Source organism: Aquibium sp. ELW1220 (assembly GCF_030398385.1).
Classification (GTDB): domain Bacteria; phylum Pseudomonadota; class Alphaproteobacteria; order Rhizobiales; family Rhizobiaceae; genus Aquibium.
The window spans coordinates 17161-34401 of the sequence record NZ_JAOAOQ010000035.1 but is presented as its reverse complement, the minus strand read 5'-3'; the positions used below and the strand labels follow the sequence as shown (position 1 = coordinate 34401).

General features: G+C 69.7%; 14 protein-coding genes and 2 pseudogenes. 2 read left to right on the top strand and 14 right to left on the bottom strand.

Annotated features, from left to right (window positions below; translation table 11 throughout):
- Positions 1-1850: 1850 nt before the first annotated feature.
- From N1F91_RS23845 to N1F91_RS23795, 12 genes and pseudogenes are all read right to left on the bottom strand, one after another.
- On the bottom strand, positions 1851-2303 hold the full coding sequence (locus tag N1F91_RS23845) for an aldolase/citrate lyase family protein (protein ID WP_289995924.1): 453 nt from the start codon (positions 2301-2303) through the stop codon (positions 1851-1853).
- Entirely contained in the window at positions 2267-3649 is a 1383-nt protein-coding gene (locus tag N1F91_RS23840) for an aldehyde dehydrogenase family protein (protein WP_289995950.1), read from the bottom strand. Before N1F91_RS23840 ends, N1F91_RS23845 begins: the two co-directional genes overlap by 37 nt.
- Before the next feature lie 19 nt (positions 3650-3668).
- Positions 3669-3854, bottom strand: a pseudogene (locus N1F91_RS31175) (aldehyde dehydrogenase family protein); the annotation flags it as partial.
- 44 nt (positions 3855-3898) lie between these two features.
- Positions 3899-5356, bottom strand: a pseudogene (locus tag N1F91_RS23835) (dihydroxy-acid dehydratase); the annotation flags it as partial.
- Positions 5357-5541: 185 nt separating this feature from the next.
- On the bottom strand, positions 5542-6333 hold the full coding sequence (locus N1F91_RS23830; protein ID WP_289995923.1) for an alpha/beta fold hydrolase: 792 nt from the start codon (positions 6331-6333) through the stop codon (positions 5542-5544).
- Positions 6334-6342: 9 nt separating this feature from the next.
- Complete coding sequence (locus N1F91_RS23825; protein WP_289995922.1) at positions 6343-7029, bottom strand: carboxymuconolactone decarboxylase family protein; 687 nt, start codon at positions 7027-7029, stop codon at positions 6343-6345.
- 11 nt (positions 7030-7040) lie between these two features.
- Positions 7041-8051, bottom strand: a complete 1011-nt coding sequence (locus N1F91_RS23820; protein ID WP_289995921.1) for an acyl-CoA dehydrogenase family protein — start codon at positions 8049-8051, stop codon at positions 7041-7043.
- Between the two features lie 2 nt (positions 8052-8053).
- On the bottom strand, positions 8054-9220 hold the full coding sequence (locus N1F91_RS23815; protein ID WP_289995919.1) for an acyl-CoA dehydrogenase family protein: 1167 nt from the start codon (positions 9218-9220) through the stop codon (positions 8054-8056).
- Between the two features lie 3 nt (positions 9221-9223).
- Positions 9224-11362: an acetate--CoA ligase family protein gene (locus N1F91_RS23810; protein WP_289995918.1), complete on the bottom strand. Its 2139-nt coding sequence runs from the start codon at positions 11360-11362 to the stop codon at positions 9224-9226.
- Positions 11359-12546 carry a CoA transferase gene (locus tag N1F91_RS23805; protein ID WP_289995917.1) on the bottom strand — a complete coding sequence of 396 codons (1188 nt, stop codon included), beginning with the start codon at positions 12544-12546 and terminating at the stop codon, positions 11359-11361. Before N1F91_RS23805 ends, N1F91_RS23810 begins: the two co-directional genes overlap by 4 nt.
- 51 nt (positions 12547-12597) lie before the next feature.
- The gene (locus tag N1F91_RS23800; protein ID WP_289995916.1) at positions 12598-13044 is read right to left on the bottom strand and encodes a MaoC family dehydratase; all 447 of its coding nucleotides are present in this window, start codon (positions 13042-13044) and stop codon (positions 12598-12600) included.
- A gap of 15 nt (positions 13045-13059) precedes the next feature.
- The gene (locus tag N1F91_RS23795; RefSeq protein WP_289995915.1) at positions 13060-13503 is read right to left on the bottom strand and encodes a MaoC family dehydratase N-terminal domain-containing protein; all 444 of its coding nucleotides are present in this window, start codon (positions 13501-13503) and stop codon (positions 13060-13062) included.
- Between the two features lie 158 nt (positions 13504-13661).
- On the opposite strand from N1F91_RS23795, the gene N1F91_RS23790 reads away from it, so the two are divergent.
- Positions 13662-14576, top strand: a complete 915-nt coding sequence (locus N1F91_RS23790) for a LysR family transcriptional regulator (RefSeq protein WP_289995914.1) — start codon at positions 13662-13664, stop codon at positions 14574-14576.
- Here N1F91_RS23790 and N1F91_RS23785 read toward each other — a convergent pair.
- Together N1F91_RS23785 and N1F91_RS23780 are read right to left on the bottom strand one after the other, a co-directional pair.
- Positions 14573-15355 carry an alpha/beta hydrolase gene (locus N1F91_RS23785; protein ID WP_289995913.1) on the bottom strand — a complete coding sequence of 261 codons (783 nt, stop codon included), beginning with the start codon at positions 15353-15355 and terminating at the stop codon, positions 14573-14575. The two genes, N1F91_RS23790 and N1F91_RS23785, sit on opposite strands and share 4 nt — an antisense overlap.
- Entirely contained in the window at positions 15352-16230 is an 879-nt protein-coding gene (locus tag N1F91_RS23780) for an MBL fold metallo-hydrolase (protein WP_289995912.1), read from the bottom strand. The genes N1F91_RS23785 and N1F91_RS23780 overlap by 4 nt, the downstream gene beginning before the upstream one ends.
- Positions 16231-16467: 237 nt before the next feature.
- Here N1F91_RS23780 and N1F91_RS23775 point away from each other — a divergent pair, with 237 nt between their 5' ends.
- Entirely contained in the window at positions 16468-17241 is a 774-nt protein-coding gene (locus N1F91_RS23775) for an ABC transporter ATP-binding protein (RefSeq protein WP_289995911.1), read from the top strand.

Genomic DNA, 17241 nt, shown 5'->3' with positions numbered 1-17241 from the left:
CCTGAACCGGTGGGGACAGGCCTGCGACGCGGCATCGACGCTCGCCTCTCCCGCGATGGGGAACCGGGGGGCGCCGGCTGCAAACGGGGTTTGATGAAGTAATGGGGAGAGAAGGGCAGGAGATGTGCAAACGGTGTTTGCCAAAAGGCGCAATCCGGGAGAGCCCGCAAGCCGTCCTTCATCAGGCCCCGGCACCGCAGAGGGGCGCCCGAAAGAGGCGCCGCGTCGGCAGGCGCGGCTGCGTTCCTGGCGGTCGGAGGTGCCGTTGAGGCGCGGCCAGGGCCTGGCTCGGAAACTCTACGCATGGCCGGCTTCCTCGTGATGGTGGAGACGGCGCGCACGATGGCCGGTTCCTCATCGCGGGCGCGGTCTCAGGCCGAACGGATGGTCCCGCCGGACACGGCCGGCGCCGCCGCCCGCCCACAGCGCATGCCCGTCTCAATGGCGCGGAGCCGTTTCCAGCGGTTGCGCAGCCTTCCCGCACGGGAAAGCTCCCGTTCTACCCCGAAGCCGCCCGCGCGACCCGGAAGCCGCGGCGGCCAAACGGCCTCCTCTCCCTGTGAACATGCGCCCTTGCCTGCCGTGGCCGGTCGCCGCCGCCGTGCCGGGCGCCTCAGGCTCCCGCCACGTCGGCGTTCCCGCCGTCGACGGGCTGCGCCGGGAGGACCGTCCCCTTCCGGTGCCCCGGCCCGCTCGCCGCACCGGCGAATCGCCTGCCCGCAGTTCTGAATCGGCGTCGCAGGATCCGGAATCGGATCTCCCGTATCCTGAATCGTCTTCCCCGATCCATGAATCGGATTACCGCAAATCGAGATGATGCACTCCAGGTTGCGGGCACGCCGAAACGGATGGCGCGCACGTCACCGACACGGCAGATCACGCCTTCAGGCCCTTGATTCCGCGCATGCCGATGAATCGGTCGGTCATGTCGTGCCCGCACCATGCCGTGGCCTGTGCCCTCCCACGGAATTGGCCCGGCCGGCACGAGCGGCAACCGGCCTCCGTTCGGAGTTCGCCCCATCCCCCGTTCCTGGCGCGACCTCGGACCGGCCGGCTCCGCGTCCCCGCCCATCTCCGGCGGCGTCCGCTGCCCGACCGGCGCGTGCGTGCGCCAGTCCCGGCCGGGGAACCTCGTTTCAGCCGGATGGCAGGCAGGGAAAGCGGCAGCGCCGGTCGACAGGGACACGAAGGGTTTCTTGCGGGAGCCTGCCGGAGCCGGCGCCTGCTGTTTCGGCATTGATCATGCCGACGAGAACATCCGCGCGGTCCCGCCGGTTGCCCAAGGCGTCGTCGGCTTCTGGCGGGTCAGGGTGACCGGCCCCTGGATGCCGGAAGGTTCTCCCGAAGCGGCCATGGACCGCAATCGTTGCCCCGGGCGTTCCCGTCGACGGCCTGGCCGACGCTGCCGGGGCAGCGCGGTTTCCGCTACGACGCCTGACGTAGCGGAAGGATGCTCCCTGCGTGGAAGCGCAAGCCCCGGCCCTCGGCGCCTTGCCCGGCAGCGCGCTTCCGCAGGTCTCGAGGCACGGTGCGAGCATGCGCCGCGTCCCCGGTCCTTCCGCTTCGCGGCGACGGGACCGTCGTTCCGCGCGGGGCTCGTGCCAGGGCTCCGTTCCCCGGTCTGGGCGCCGCATGGCGCCGTATTTCAAGCGAACGGCGACACGCTACTCCGTCCGCTGGCGAAACGCGGAAAGGGAGGCCTTCGCCCCCGCCTCGATGAACCTGGCATCGGAAACCGATCGTGGCCAGCGCGAAGCCCTGTTCTCCCATCCGGCGCGCGTAGCCCGGTTCGCCGCAGTGGATGCAGGCGGCGATCCCGTTGGCCGCGCAGGCAAGACGGATGCGCTCGATCATGGCCAGCATCTCCGGCTCCCCCTGTCGAAGGCAGGCGCGAAGCCATGCGCGAGCGACAGGTCCGCGGGACCGACATAGAGGCCGGCGAGGCCGGGCGTCGCGGCGATCGCGTCGAGGCTGTCCATGGCCGCGCGCGTCTCGATCATCGCGATGGGCAGGATCTCGCGGTTGGCGGCGGCGGCGTAGCCGTCCCCCCAGGCAAGGCGGGCGCGCACCGGGCCGAAGCTGCGTCCGCCGTCGGGCGGATAGAGGCAGGCGGAAACCAGCCGGCGGGCGTCCGCCGCAGTCTCGATCATCGGCGCGATGACGCCGAGCGCCCCCGCGTCGAGCGCCCGCATGACGGCGCCCTCGTCCAGCCAGGGCACGCGCACGAGCGCAGCGGCGCCGCTGCGCTCGATCACGGGGAGCAGCGTCAGGAGGGCAGCGTAGTCGGCCGTGCCGTGCTGCATGTCGACGGTGACGGAATCCCAGCCTGCAGCGACCAGCGCCTCGGCCGACCGGACCGAGGGGCAGGCAAGCCCGGGCGTTGGCGGCGGTCCGGCCCTGCGACCAGGTCCGGCGCAGCGGGTTGACGAACCCGTCCATCGTCACTCGGCCACGAAGTGGGCGAGCTTGACGTCCAGGTAATCGTTTGTCGCCTGCCTGCCCCCTTCCCTGCCATGCCCGAATGGCCGATCCCGCCGAAGGGCGCCTCCGCATGGGCGATCATGAAGGTGTTGATCCCGGCCATCCCCGCACGCAGGCCGCGGCTCAGCGCCTCGGCTTTCTTCTGGCTGGCGGTGAAGCCGTAGGCGGCAAGCCCGTAAGGGGTCGAATTGGCGCGTTCGAGCGCGTCGTCCAGGTCGCAAAACACGGCGATGGGCGCCAGGGGCCCGAACGGCTCATCGCGCATGATCCGCGCCGTGTCGGGCACGTCGGCGAGCGCCGTCGGCTCGAAGAAGAAGCCCTTGTTGCGGTGGGCGGGCCTTCTGCCGCCGGCAAGGCAGCGCGCGCCGTCCGCGACGGTCTCCGCGCACAGCGCCTCGACCCGGTCGCGCTGCGAGGCAAGCGTCAGCGGCCCCATGGTCGTCCCCGCGTCCTGGCTGTCGCCCAGCACGAGCGCGCAGGCGGCCTCGACCATCCGTTCGGTGAAGCGGGACGCGACGTCCGCGTGGACGTAGAAGCGGTTGGGCGCGATGCAGACCTGCCCCGCGTTGCGGTACTTGAAGACCGCGCACTGGGCGGCCGCCGCGTCGACGTCGGCGTCCTCGCAGACGACCACCGGCGCGCGGCCGCCGAGCTCCATCGACGCCCGCTTTGCCGTCTGCGCCGCCTGCGCGAGCAGCAGCTTGCCGACGCGCGTCGATCCGGTCAGCGAGATCTTGCGCACCTCTTCGGCCGCCATCAGCAGCGGGGTGACCAAGTCGGCCGGACCGTGCAGCATCTGGACCACGCCGGCGGGAGCGCCGCCCTCCATGCAGGCGTGCGCGATCAGCATCGAGGTGAGCGGCGTCTGCTCGGACGGCCGGCAGATGACCGGGCACCCCGCCGCCAGCGCGGGCGCGATCTTGCGGGCGATCAGTTTGACCGGAAAGTTCCAGGCGGTGAAGGCCGCGACGATCCCGACCGGCTCCGGAACGGCCTGGAGCCGTCCGCTCTGCCGCGAGGGGATGGTCTCGCCGAAGAGCCGCTCCGCCTCGCCCGCGAACCATTCGAACTGCTCGATCGCGATCGCCACCTCGCCGTCGGACTGCGCGATCGGTCGGCCGATCTCCAGCGAGAGCGCGCGGGCGATCGCGGCCTTCCGCCGCTCCAGGGTGCTGCTCGATGCCGCGCAGCACCCTGGCGCGTTCCCATCCGTGGACGGCGGCCCATTCCGGCAGAGCTTCCCGCGCGTGGCAGAGCGCCTCCGCGACCTCCTCCGGCCCCGCCGCCGGCGCGGTCCAGAGTTCCTCCTCGGTGCACGGGCTGACCACGCGCGTGCGCTGGCGGGACGTTTCGCTGCGGAACGTGCCGCCCATCAGCAACGCCGGTACCGTTTCGGTCATGTCTTCCCCTCCGCCAGTCAAAGGATTGCCGGTTCGCCCGGGCTGGGTCCGAACCCGGTTTCCAGGAAATCGAAGTCGCAGCCCTCGTCGGCCTGGCCGATATGGCGCGAGAACATCCATCCGTAGCCGCGGCCGAAACGGGTTTCCGGCGCCTGCCAGGCCGCGCGGCGGGCCTCGAGTTCGGCTTCGTCCACGAGCATGTCGATGCGGCGCGCGGAAACGTCCACGGCGATGGCGTCGCCGGTGCGCACCAGCGCCAGCGGCCTGCCGACATGGGCTTCCGGCGAGACGTGCAGCACGCACGCGCCGTAGCTCGTGCCGCTCATGCGCGCGTCCGAGATGCGCAGCATGTCGCGCACCCCCTGCCCGAGCAGTTTCCGCGGGATAGGCAGCATGCCCCATTCCGGCATGTCCGGACCGCCCTGCGGGCCCGTCCCGCGCATGACCAGGACCGTGTCAGGCGTCACGTCGAGGTCGGGATCGTCGATCCGCTGCTTCATCTCTGCGTAGGAATCGAACACCAGCGCCGGGCCGGCGTGCTTCAGGAGCCTCGGATCGGCGGCCGACGGCTTCATCACGCAGCCCCGCGGGGCGGTGCTGCCGTAGAGGACGGCCATCGCGGGCTCGGTCGAGACCGGACGGCCGAGCGGCCGGATGACGTCGTCGTTCCACACCGGCGCGCCCGCGTAGCCCTCGCCGATCGGCCTGCCCGACACGGTCAGTGGCGCCGGGTCGAGGAAGCCGGACAGCCGCTCCATCGGGCCGAGGATCCCGCCCGCGTAGAAGAAGTCCTCCATCAGCTAGCGGTCGCCCGGCGGCCTGACGTTCGCCAGCGCCGGAACCTGCCTTCTGGCCGCCTCGAAGTCCGCAAGCCCGATGTCATGGCCGGCCCGCCTTGCGAGCGCTATCAGGTGGATGACGGCGTTCGTCGAGCATCCCATGGCCATGGCTACGACGATGGCATTCCGGAAGGCTGCGCGCGACAGGATGGCCGACGGCCTGAAGTCCTCGGCCACCATCTCCACGATGCGGCGGCCGCACGCGCTCGCAAGCCGGATGTGCCCGGCGTCCGCTGCCGGAACCGACGACGCGCCCGGAAGCGTCATGCCCATCGCCTCGGCGATGGCGGTCATGGTGCTCGCCGTGCCCATGGTCATGCCGTGGCCGCAGGAGCGCGCGATGCCGCCTTCGACCGCCTGCCATTCCGCCGCGTCGATCCTGCCCGCGCGGCGTTCGTCCCAGTACTTCCATGCGTCGGAGCCCGAACCCAGCACATGCCCGCGCAGGTTGCCGCGCAGCATGGCGCCAGCCGGGAGGAAGACCGCGGGCAGGTCCATGCTGGTCGCGCAGAGAAGAGGTCCCGGCGTGGTCTTGTCGCAGCCGCCCATCAGCACTGCCCCGTCGACCGGATGCGATCGCAGCAGTTCCTCGGTCTCCATCGCCAGCATGTTGCGGTAGAGCATCGTCGTCGGCTTGACGTGCGCGAGGGGCCCTTGCGCCCGGAACAGCTCTGCCCTTCGGGCTGCCTCGCCGTCAGCTACATCGGAGCGCTCTGCGAAATCATCGCCGGCCCGGCGCTCACCGAAGACAAGCGCTGGCCGGTGCTCGGGGCGCCAGTCGCCGAAGCGGCTGCAGCGGACGCCGCGAAGGGTCCCCGGCCTCAGTCCCCGAGGAACGGGACGAGGGCGTCGGCCACCACCCGCGGCGACTGGATGGACATGAAGTGACCGCCCTCCAGCGTCGCGAACGACCGCTGCGGCAGCGCCGACGTCCCGGCATCGAGTGCCTCGGGCGTGCCGAAGGGATCGTGCCGGCCAGCCAGGACGAGCGTCGGGCAGGCGACGCGCGCCAGTTCGGGGCGCAGGTCCTGGTCGATGAGGATGCGGTAGTTGGCGGCATAGCCTTCCGGATCCGCGCCGAGCCAGCGCGCCGTCGCGAGCGACCTGGCTTCGGCCGACGGCCAGAGCCCGTCCGGGAAGGCGCGCGGCAGGACGGCCTCGGACAGGGCGCGCATGCCGTCGGTCTCGATCCGGTCCGTCAGGGCACGCGCGGCCTCGCGCCGCTCCGCCGGCACGCCGAGCGCGGGGCCGACGAGCGCGAGCTTTCCGACCCGGGCCGGGAACCTCGTCGCCAGGCGGACGGCGACGGCAGCCCCCATCGCCGCGCCGACGGCGACCGCCGGGCCGTCGATGCCGAGAAGGTCGAGCAGGGCCGCGACGTCGTCCGCAAGCACGTCGAGGTCGTTCGAGCCGCGCACCTTCTCCGACATGCCGGCGCCGCGGAGGTCGTGGCGGACGATGCGCCATCCCCGGGGCAGGAGCGGCACGAGGCCGGTCCAGCTGTCGAGGCTGCCGCCGAGCTCGTGTACGAGGACCAGGGCGCGCGGCCCCTCGCCGTCGACGGCGAAGCGGCAGGCCGCGCCGTTGATCTCGGCGAACGTTACACCGGTCATGTCAGCCTCCTATTCGACGAACTTGCCATCGAGCACGTCCTGGAAGCCGGGAATGCCGATGGTGCAGGTGTGGATCGAAAGCGCGGCCGAAAGCTGCAGGACCGCATGGATCTCGCGCGGGGTCGCCCCCTGCGCGAGCGCGCCGCGGACGTGATCGCGTATCCCGTCCTCGAAGAGCGCGGTCGGCGCCGCGCAGACCGCAAGCGACACGAGTTCGCGCTCCTTCGCCGACAGCGGGCCGCTTTCGGCCGCCGCCGCATAGGCCCGGTAGGTGGCGCCAAGCGCTGGATCGACGTCGTTCATCAGGGAAGCCGTCCCGCGTTCCGGCGGGAAGCCCGGGACTTCTTCGGCCAGCACCTTGAGGCCGAGGTCGATCGGCTGCCGCGCGGCGATGACCGTCGTCAGCAGGATCACCTGGAGGACCTCTTCGGGCGTGGCGCCTGCCTTCAGGGCATGCTCCATGTGGCGACGCGCGCCTCGCTCGTACATATGGTTCACGGACAGGTCTATGGCGATGTAGACGAACTCGCACAGCTTCCGCGGAAGGACGCCGGAATCCGTCGGTCCCGACTGAAAGCCGAGGTATGCTTCGAGGAAACGCGGCGCGCGCTCGAGCAGGACGTCATGGAAGCGGGCCCAATAGCCCCGTGCCTCGATGATCCTGTCCTTCAGCGCTGCCTTCTCGGCGATGTCCATGGGGTCCTCCGTCAGTCGATGAGATGGGCGGCCAGATCCTCCCGGCCATTCCTGACGGCGGCGAGCGTCGCCGTACGGAAGAGGATGCGCCGCAGCGGCACGTGCAGTCCGTAGTCCCAGGTGAAGGCGATGCCGCCGTGCATCTGGACGCAGCGTTCGGCGATGCGCTTCCCGTGTTCGCCGACATACGAAGCGGCGGACCACAGGGCGGGCGACGCTTCCCCGGCCGCTTCGGCGTCGTCGCCCGCCGCGTCGAGGGTCCAGGCCGCGTATTCGACGGCCGCCTTCATCGCCTCCAGCGACACCGCGCAGTCCGCCGCCATGTGCTTGACGGCCTGGTTGCTTCCGACCGGCCTGCCGAACTGCTTCCGCTCCGCGACGTAGGCGACCGTGCGGGCGAGACAGGCGTCGGCTGCGCCGACGATCTCGGCCAGCGCAAGAAGCCTGAGCGCGCGGTCCATCGAGGCAGCATCGGCCCCGCCGGCGGCCGGCACGGACGCGCCATCGATTCTCACCCGCGCCGCGCCTGCGGTGATGTCCATCGTGTCGGCAGGCGCCATCGTCGAGACGGACGGGTCGAGGAGCACCCAGTCGCGGCCGCCCTCCCCTCCTGCGGGCACGAGCAGGAAGTCCGCCGCCAGTCCGTGGGTTACGACCGCGTCGCCCGACACCTGCGTGCCGCGGCGCACCAGGCATCCGTCTACCGCAACGCCGGGAACCTCGCCTGCAGCCAGCCTCGTCGCGAGTTCGGCCCGGCCGCGCGACAGGGAGACCGCGATCGCGATCGCCTCCGTCGCGGGCGCGGCGACGAGCGACCGGCCCGCCTCGATGGCGACGGCCGCCGCATCGACGTACCCGAGCGGCGAGCCTTCGCCGAACAGTCCCAGTCCGGCCAGCCCTTCCAGGACCTTCCTCGGCTCGTATGACCCAGGTGCGGACTGCAGGAAAGGCGGGATGGACCTGAAGAACCGCCCGGTGCTGTCGGCGAGCGTGGACTGTTCGAAGGAGAAGTCGAAGTGCATCGCTACCTTCCCAGTCCGAGCATGCGCTCGCCGACGATGCTGCGCTGGATTTCCGATGTTCCGGCGTAGATCGTCTCGGCCTTTATGTGCAGGTACAGGAACCGGAACCGTTCCGCTTCCGGCAGGTCGAGGACGAAGTCCTGCGCGAAGACATCCGAGGCGAAATCCATGATCCTCTGGTGCATCTCGCTCCAGAACAGCTTCACCACGCTCGCCTCGGAACCGATTTCGCGGCCGTTGACGACACGGCTGACGACCTTGAGGTTGAGGAGCCGGTGCATGCGCAGTTCCGCCAGGAGCGCGCCCGCGCGCTGCCTGAGCACCGGGTCGGATGCCTGGCCCGGCCGCGACTTCAGGCTCGAGACCAGCTGGAGGAATTCCGACATGAAGCGGGACTGCCGGTAGAGGCGCGCCGTCGCCCGTTCGAAGCTGAGCACGCCGACCGCCGCGTTCCAGCCTTCGTTGACGGCGCCGAGGTGTGCATCCAGCGGGATGCGGACATTCTCGAAGAAGACCTCGTTGAACTCGCTGCGGCCCGTGATCTGGCGCAGCGGACGCACGGTCACGCCCGGCGTCTCCATGTCGAGCAGGAAGAGCGTCAGCCCCTTGTGCTTCGGCGCTTCCGGATCGGTGCGGGCGAGCAGGATGCACTTGTTCGCATGGTGCGCGAAGCTGGTCCAGAGTTTCTGTCCGTTGATCACCCAGCGGTCGCCGTCGCGCGAGGCCCTCGTCCGCAGGCCGGCCAGGTCGGAGCCCGCGTCGGGCTCCGAGAAGCCCTGGCACCAGATGTCGTCCAGCTTCAGGATGCGCGGAATGATCCGGCGCTTCTGCTCTTCGGTTCCGAGCGCCAGCACGATCGGGCCGACCAGTTCCTTGCCCAGCGTATTGATGCCCTCGGGCGCCGAAACCCGGCCGAGTTCCTCCGACGCGATGAGATGCTCCAGCAGGCTCAGGCCCTGGCCGCCATAGGCCTCCGGCCAGTGGATGCCCTGGTATCCGGCGGCATAGAGCCGGCGCTCCCAGTCGATCTGGAACCGGGCGTTCTCGGCGTCGTCGTCAGGCCCCGTGTAACGCGGGCCGCCCCAGTCGGCCGGAAGGTTCCCCGCGAGCCAGGCGCGGACGCCGGCGCGATAGGCCCGCTGCGTCGGCGTGAAGGAGACGTCGACCATGGTTCATTCTCCCCCGCGCAGCTGAAGCAGCAGGTCGACCGCTGCGCCGCCGTTGGGCAACGCGACGAACGGGTTGACCTCCAGGCTCTCGACCGTTTCGCGGTTGGCGGCCGCGAACCGGGACACGGCGACGATCGCGCTCGCCAGCATGCCGCGATCGACTGGCGCGGAGCCGCGCCAGCCCTCGAGGAGCTCGTGTCCGCGGATCTGGCCGATCATTTCGCAAGCCCTCGCCATGTCGACCGGGGCCGGCGCGAAGACGACGTCCTTCAGGGCCTCGGCCATGGTTCCGCCGAGACCGAACATGACGACCGGGCCCAGGTCTGGATCGTTCTGCGAGCCGATGATCGTCTCGACGCCGCCCGTCAGCATCGGCGAGACGGTGGCGCCGGAGATGCGGGCGCCGGGCGCGAGCCGGGCGGCGTCTGCCATCATCCGCGACCAGGCATGGCGGAGCGCGTCCTCGTCGCGGATCGCCAGATGGACGCCGCCCGCTTCCGTCTTGTGCCGGATGTCGGGCGAGTCGATCTTCAGCGCGACGGGATAGCCGGCCTCACGTGCCGCGGCAGCCGCGGCATCCGGATCGGCGGCCCGGCGAAGAGGCACGCCGGGGATGCCCAGAGCGGCGAGCAGCGCAGCGGCGATGGCCGGATCGGCGGCGGCCTTCTCCAGTTCCCCGGGCGGCATCGGCGGAATGACCTCCTCCGGCACGCCGGCACGGGCGAAGTTCCTGGCGAAATGCACGAGCGCGCCGACTGCCGCGACCGCGCGGTTCGGATCCTCGAACACGAGGAAGCCGGCCTCGGTCATTTCGGCGCGGAAATCGTCCGAGGCCCGGGTGACGATCGCCATGACGCGGTCGGGATACCGTGCCGCCACGTCGCGCAGCATCGGCTTCAGGAGTTCGGTGACGGCGGGCGTCTTACCCATGTGGGCCATGAAGATGAACAGGATCGGGGCGCCGGAACCGGTTGCGACGATGTCGATGACCTGGCCATAGAGGCGGAAGTCGTTCGATACCTGCGCCGTCGTGTCGAGAGGGTTTCCGGTGCTGGCCAGCGGCAGCAGCGCCCTGACCTGCGCGGCGACCTTCCCGTCCGGCGCTGGCAGCGCGAGCCCGGCCGCCACGCAGGCGTCGGCCATCATGATGCCGACGCCGCCCGAGGGCGTGATGATCATTGCCTCGCGGCCCGACGGGAACTTGCCCGTGCAGCAGGCAAGCGCGAGGTCGACCGCTTCCTCCATGCCGGTCGCCGGCCACGCGCCGTAGGCCTTGAGGACCGCGTCGAAGACCTGCTTCGAACCCGCCAGCGAACCGGTGTGGGACTTCACGGCCGCAAGCCCTTCGTCGCTGGCGCCCGGCTTGATGGCGATGACGGGCTTGCCCGCCCGGCGGGCGGCCTCGAGCGCGCGCTTCAGGCGGCCGCCGTCGCGGCAGCCCTCGATATACGCGACGATGACCCTGGTCTGCGGATCGCAGGCCATCCATTCTATGCAGTCGGCGACATCGACGTCTGCCTCGTTGCCGGTGGCGATGAAATGGCTGAAGCCGACGCCGGCCTCGGCGGCGAGCGCCATGATGTAGGTGCCGACCGCGCCGCTCTGGCTGGCGATGCCGACGCTGCCCTTGCGCGGCCAGACATTGTCGAGCGCCGCCGAGAAGGTGGCGTAGAGCCCGGTGTGGAAATTGATGAGGCCTAGGCTGTTGGGACCGAGCAGCCGGGCGCCCGAAGCACGGCAGCGGTCGGCCATCCGCTCCTGCGCGGCCAGGCCGGCCGCGTCGACCTCGCCGAAGCCGGCGCTGAACAGGACGATGGACCTGACGCCTGCGTCCAGGCACTCCGCCACGGCGGCCTCTGCCTGCGCGGCGCCGACCGCGACGATCGCCATGTCGGCGGGTTCCTCCATGGCGCCGATCCGCGGGACGGACGGAAGCCCGAGGATCTCCGGACGGTTGGGATTGACCGGCCGGATGCTGCCCGCGAAGTGCGCCTTCATCAGCGCCACCGGCTTGCCGCCGATCTTGGCCGCGTCCGACGACGCGCCCACGACCGCGACGCTGCGCGCCCGCATCATCGCGTCGAGCCGCGCGAGCCCGGCTCCTCCGGATGCGGCCGGGACGCGTCCGCCGGTCCCGCTCATGCCCGCTTCCCTGACAGTTCGGCGACCTCTTCATTAGAGAAGCCGGCCTCGGCCAGGACTTCGGCGGTGTGTTCGCCCGGTTCGGGATAGCCTCGCGTCATGCGCCCCGGGGTGGCATGAAGCCGGAAGGGAGTGGCGACGTAGCGGTCGCCGTTCTCGCCGAAGCGGAAGACGCCGCCCACCGCCTCGAACTGCGGATGTTCGGCCGCCTCGCCGATGCCGAGCATGATCGAGACGTTGACCTTCGCCCGGCTCAGCCGGTCCTGGATCTCGTGCTTGCTCATGCCCCGCGTGACGGAAGAAATCGCTTCGATCACGTCCCTGCGCAGGCGCAGGCGCTCCGAGGCCGTGCGGAACTCCTCGGCGCCGAGCGCGACCGGATCAAGCGCCTCGACGAGCCGCTTCCACATCTCGTCGGACGGCGCGATGATGACCACGTAGCCGTCACTGGCGGGAAACGCCTGGTTGGGTACGCTGAGATGGTTCGCCGTGCCCATCCGGCGATGCTCGTTCCCGGTCAGCCAGTAGTCCTGGTAGAAGTAGCTCATCAGGTGAGCGGAGGAGAGCAGCAGGGACGTGTCGACCCGCTGCCCCTCGCCGGTGCGTTCACGGTGGAACAGGGCCGCGAGCACGCCGCTGACGATGGCGAGGCTCGCATGGAGGTCGACGATGGCGCTGCCGGCGCGGGCGGGCGCGCCCCCCTCCTCGCCGGTTATGCTCATCAGCCCGGAATGGGCCTGGAGCGCGAGGTCGTTGGCGCCCACCTGCGCCAGCGGTCCGACCGGGCCGTAGGCGTGGAAATCGCAGTAGACCATGCGCGGGTGCTCGGCGCGGAGATCGTCATAGCCGATTCCCCACCGCTCCATCGTTCCCGGCCGGAAGTTGTTGACCACCACGTCGGCGCTCAGCATCAGTCGCCTGGCCGCCGCGCGGCCGGCGTCGCTCGCCAGGTCGAGGACTATCGAGCGCTTGTTGCGGTTGAAGGAGCGGAAGGACGGGCTCGGCGCGCCGATCCTCTCGAGTTCGGCCTCCGTCACCCCCAGGAAGCGGCACTCGTCGCCGCCGCCGGGGCTCTCGACCTTGACGACGTCGGCGCCGAGGTCGCCGAGCAGCTGGGTGGAATCCGGACCCGCGAATATTCGCGAGAAGTCCAGGACGCGGATACCTTCAAGGACCTGGCTCATCGTTACTCCCGCGCCGCGACGACCGTCATGCGTCCCTGCCGGCCGCCGGCGTCACAGGTAGACCGTCGCTTCGCCGACCGTCAGCTTCGTGCCGGTGTCGTCCTCGCACCAGACGTCCAGCCGGCACGCCCGCAGCCCGTCCCCGGCCGGCGCGACGTCGACGACGCGGGCGCGGGTGATAACGGTCTGGTCCTCGTAGATGGGCGCGACGTACTTGGTGCGGAGCCTGCAGCGGCCGGCAACGCCCTCGCCATAGACGTCGATCAGCAGGCCCAGGATCCAGTTGGTCGAGATCATCCCGTCGGCGATGATCCCCGGCAGTCCCTGCCTGCGGGCATAGTCGTCGTCGTCGTGGATGGTCGGCTCCTGCGTATGGATCCGCCCGTCGTCCGCCGCGATGGTGGGCTGGGCGTCCACGTACCAGCGCATCCGCTCGCGCGTCATCGGCCGCGGAGCCAGCGCGAACTCCGAACCGGGCTTCGATATCTCGGCGTTCATGGTCAAACCTTCCGCTCAAGCGGCCCTGGAAGCGGAACGGTAGGCAAGGATCACACGGTCGAGATACCGCATGACGAGCCTGCCCGTATCGACGTTGGTGAGCTTCATCTCGAGCACGGCGTACTCCCGCCCGTTCTTGGCGTAGCGGTCAGTGATCTCGCCCCTGACGCTCAGCCGGTCGCCGACGCGTACCGCCTCGAAGACCTCGGCGTCGTATTCGAAGTGGATGCGCGCGCTGGCGCCGGTGCCGCCAGGGCACGCGTGGCGATAGAGGCGCAGCTTGTCGAGGTGAATGAGCGTCGGCGGCATCACGAGGTCGCCCTGGCGCCCCTGGAAGCACGGATGATGCATCTCGACTGCATGCGAGTACTCGCGGACCACGAAGGGACTGAGCGTGTACTCCACGGGGCCGAGCACGTCGCCCTTGTCGAGGTCGCTCACAACGCCGCCTGTCGCCATCCCGCATCTCCTCCGCAGAAACCGATGGGCGAGCACTACCACTTTGCCCGGGGCGGCTGAACGCCCAGCAGGCAAAGCCCACCTTTTCGGAATTTGAAAAGATAACGCGTATGGAGTACCGGATGTACTCGTGGATGGAGGGCTTCGGGAGGGCCTGCATGGAGTGGTTCCTGACTTTGCGCTCCTTCGTGGGCGCCGTGCAGCAGGGCACGCTTTCGGGTGCGGGTCGGCTGCTGGGGAGTTCCCCCGCCTCCGTCTCGCGCCACATCACCTCGCTTGAGGAGCAGCTTGGAACCCAGCTGCTGAAGCGGTCCAGCCGCAACATGGCGCTGACGGAGGCGGGCGAGCTCTACTATGCCCAGGTGGAGCAGATCCTGCAGCAGCTGGCGGAGGCCAACCGAAGCGTCAGCCAGCTCCAGGCGAAGCCTGAAGGCGTGCTGCGCGTCCACTCGCGCATGCTGGTCGGGCAGTTGATCATCCTGCCCCACCTGCGCCAGTTCATGGCGCAGTACCCCGACATCCGCCTGGACCTTGTCCTGTCGAACAGCATCGCGCCCGTGATGGACCAGAGCATCGACGTCGACATCCGCATCGGCAAGCTCGAGGATTCGTCGCTGATCGCGCGCAAGCTGACGGGCAGCGAACGGGTGGCGGTCGCCACGCCCGCCTATCTGGGCGGCCGGCCGCCGATCTACTCGCCACAGGACCTGCGCAACCACAACTGCCTGACCTACCGTATCAACCTCGGCACGCCGGTCTGGCGCTTCATGGACGCGGAGAAGCGGATCGAGGAGGTGCCGGTGCGCGGCTCCGTGCAGACCGACTTCGGCTATGCGCTCGTGGAACTGGCCAAGGCCGACGTGGGCGTCGCGCTGCTGCCGGACTGGTCGGTGCACCGCGAGCTGGCCGACGGCCGCCTGGTACGGCTGCTGCCGGGCTACAAGGTCAGCCACGTCGATTTCGAGAACGGCGTCTATGCCGTGTTCCCGGCCAGCCGCCAGACCTCCTTCAAGCTGCGGCTCTTCGTCGACTTCCTGGCCCAGACCTTCAAGAAGGAACTGGCGCCCCTCTAGGAAAGGCCCCCGGGCGTGCTGGCGGCGGCGAAGCGGCGAAGCTCGGCCACGAAACGTCCCGGCGCCTGGAAGGGGATGAAGTGCGCGACGTCGTCGAAGCGCACCACCCCGGCCTGCGGGACGAGGCTGCGGATGACTTCGGTGCTGTCGGCCGGCATGAGGACGTCCTGTCCGCCGGGAATGAGCAGGACCGGACACCGGACGTCCGGCAGGATTGGCCGGATGTCGATGTCAAGGAAGCCGAGGACCGACAGCGCATAGGCTTCCGGGTCCTGGGCTGCGTAGCGCTCGACATAGCGGTCGAACCGCGCGTCGCGAGGCATGGAATGGAAGGACTTGTCGGCCGCGCCAGGCAGCAGGACGCCCATGCCCTGCGCGCGGACCTGGCCGACGCGGTCCCGCAGCATGTCCTTCACGCCGTCGGCGTTGCGGACGCCCGGATTGGTCATCACCAGCCCGGCGCAGCGTTCCGGCGCGGCGGCGGCGGCGACCGCGGCCACCATGCCGCCTATGGCACAGCCGGCGAAGAAAGCCCGTTCCACTCCGAGGTCGTCCAGCAGGCCGACCAGATCGGCGGCATGCTCCTGCGCCGTGACGGGCGCGGCGGGATTGGGCGTGCGGCCGGAGGCCCGGAGGTCGGGCACGATGCAGTGGAAGTCGCGGGCGAGTTCCGCCACCGCTTCGTCCCAGAAGCGGCCATCGGTGCCGAGCGCATGGACGAGCAGGAGCGCCGGCGCTCCGGGCTGGCCATGCGTCTCCGCGCGCAGGCGCGCGCTCACAGCACGTCCGGGGCCGGCTCGAACCGGTACCCGCTCCCGTCGCGGCGGGCGAAGCCGCAGAAGGGCCGCCCGTAATGCGACGGCAGCAGAAGGGCGCCTTCGTCGGCCGCGTGTTTCAGGACCTTGGCCCTTGTCTCGCGCGCCATGTCCTGGTTCTCGCAGAACTTGCTGTTCCATTGCGGGTAGAGCACCTGCAGCGGCTGGTGCATGACGTCCGTGATGAAGACCGCCTCCTGCCCCTTCGAGCGGACGCGAAGCCCCATCATGCCCGGCGCATGTCCGGGGATCTGGATCATGTCGAGCCCGTCGCCGAGGCTCTCCGTCCCTTCCACGACGTCCACGAGCCCCGCGTCGAGCACCGGCTTCACCGCGTCGAGGTATGTGTTCCACGAGGCCGGCGGCTTCGACGCCGCACCGCGCCCGGGATCGCGGGCTTCCAGTTCCCTGGCCGAGACGAGATACCGCGCGTTGGGGAAGGTAGGCACGAAGCGATCGCCCTCGAGCCTCGTGTTCCAGCCGACGTGGTCGACGTGCAGATGCGTCAGGAACACCGTGTCGACCGCCTCGAAGTCTACTCCCGCCGCCGCGAGCCCCCGGTCGAGATGACGCTTCTGCATGTGGAAGCGCGGCGACAGCGGCCTGTCGCGGTCGTCGCCGCCGCCCGTGTCGACGATGATCGTGCGGTCGCCCCTGCGGAGGATCCAGCAATGGATCATCGAATAGAGGACGTGGCGTTCCTCGCTGTAGAAATTCGGGACCATCCAGTCCCGGTTCGCCGCGATGATGCTGTCGTCCAAGCCGCCGAGGAGGTCGGTCGGCTCGTCGAGCACCACTTCCTCGACCCGCGAGATCCGGAAATCGCCAATCTCGATCATGTCGTCCTCCCTTTGCACCGGCTGGCACTATAGCGGTCTATATGGCGTCGGAGTTTGCGTTATCTGCAACGATGGTTTGCAGATGCGCCGGTTATACGGGTTCCGCCGCTCCGATAATGTCGGTCGCGTGAGGGTCCGAGATGGCCCATGGGAGGAGCCTGCAGACTTCGGGCGGCAAGACGGACGGCCACGGCCGCCCGGCCGTACGTGTCGGCAGGGCAAGTCAGACGGGATGGTATGGCTACCGACATTCTGGACGTGGCTGGCGTCAACGTGGCGTTCGGGGGGATCCGGGCGCTGTCGGACGTATCGCTCCGGGTCCCGGAACGCTCGGTCACCGCAGTGATCGGGCCGAACGGCGCCGGAAAGACCACGCTGTTCAACGTCATTTCGGGGTTCTACCGCGCGCAGTCGGGAAATGTCATGTTCGCCGGCGCCGACCTTCTGTCGCAGCCCGCCCATACCCGGTCGGGCGTCGGCATATCGCGCACCTTCCAGAACATCGCGCTGTTCCCCGGGATGACCGTGGCGGAGAACATCAAGCTCGGCGCCCACGCGCAGCTTCGCGCCAACCTGTTTTCGGCCATGCTCTATCTCGGTTCGGCCGCAAGCGAGGAACGGGCCATCGAGCGCCGCATCGACGAGACCGTGATGACCCTCCTGGGCCTCGAGGAATTCCGCGACAGCTCCGTCTCCGGCCTTCCCTACGGCACGCAGAAGCGCATCGAACTGGCGCGCGCCCTGATCTCGCAGCCCCGGCTCCTGATGCTGGACGAGCCTTTCGCGGGGCTGCCCACGGCCGAGAAGGCGAAGATGGCGGGGCAGATCCGCAAGGTCGTCGCAGAGACCAGCGTCACGGTGCTCCTCATCGACCACGACATGGAATCGATCATGAACATGTCGGACCAGGTGGTGGTGCTGAACTTCGGGCAGGTGATCGCAGCCGGCACGCCCGGCAAGGTCCAGGCCGACCCGGCCGTCATCGAAGCCTATCTCGGGGCGGAGGAGTGA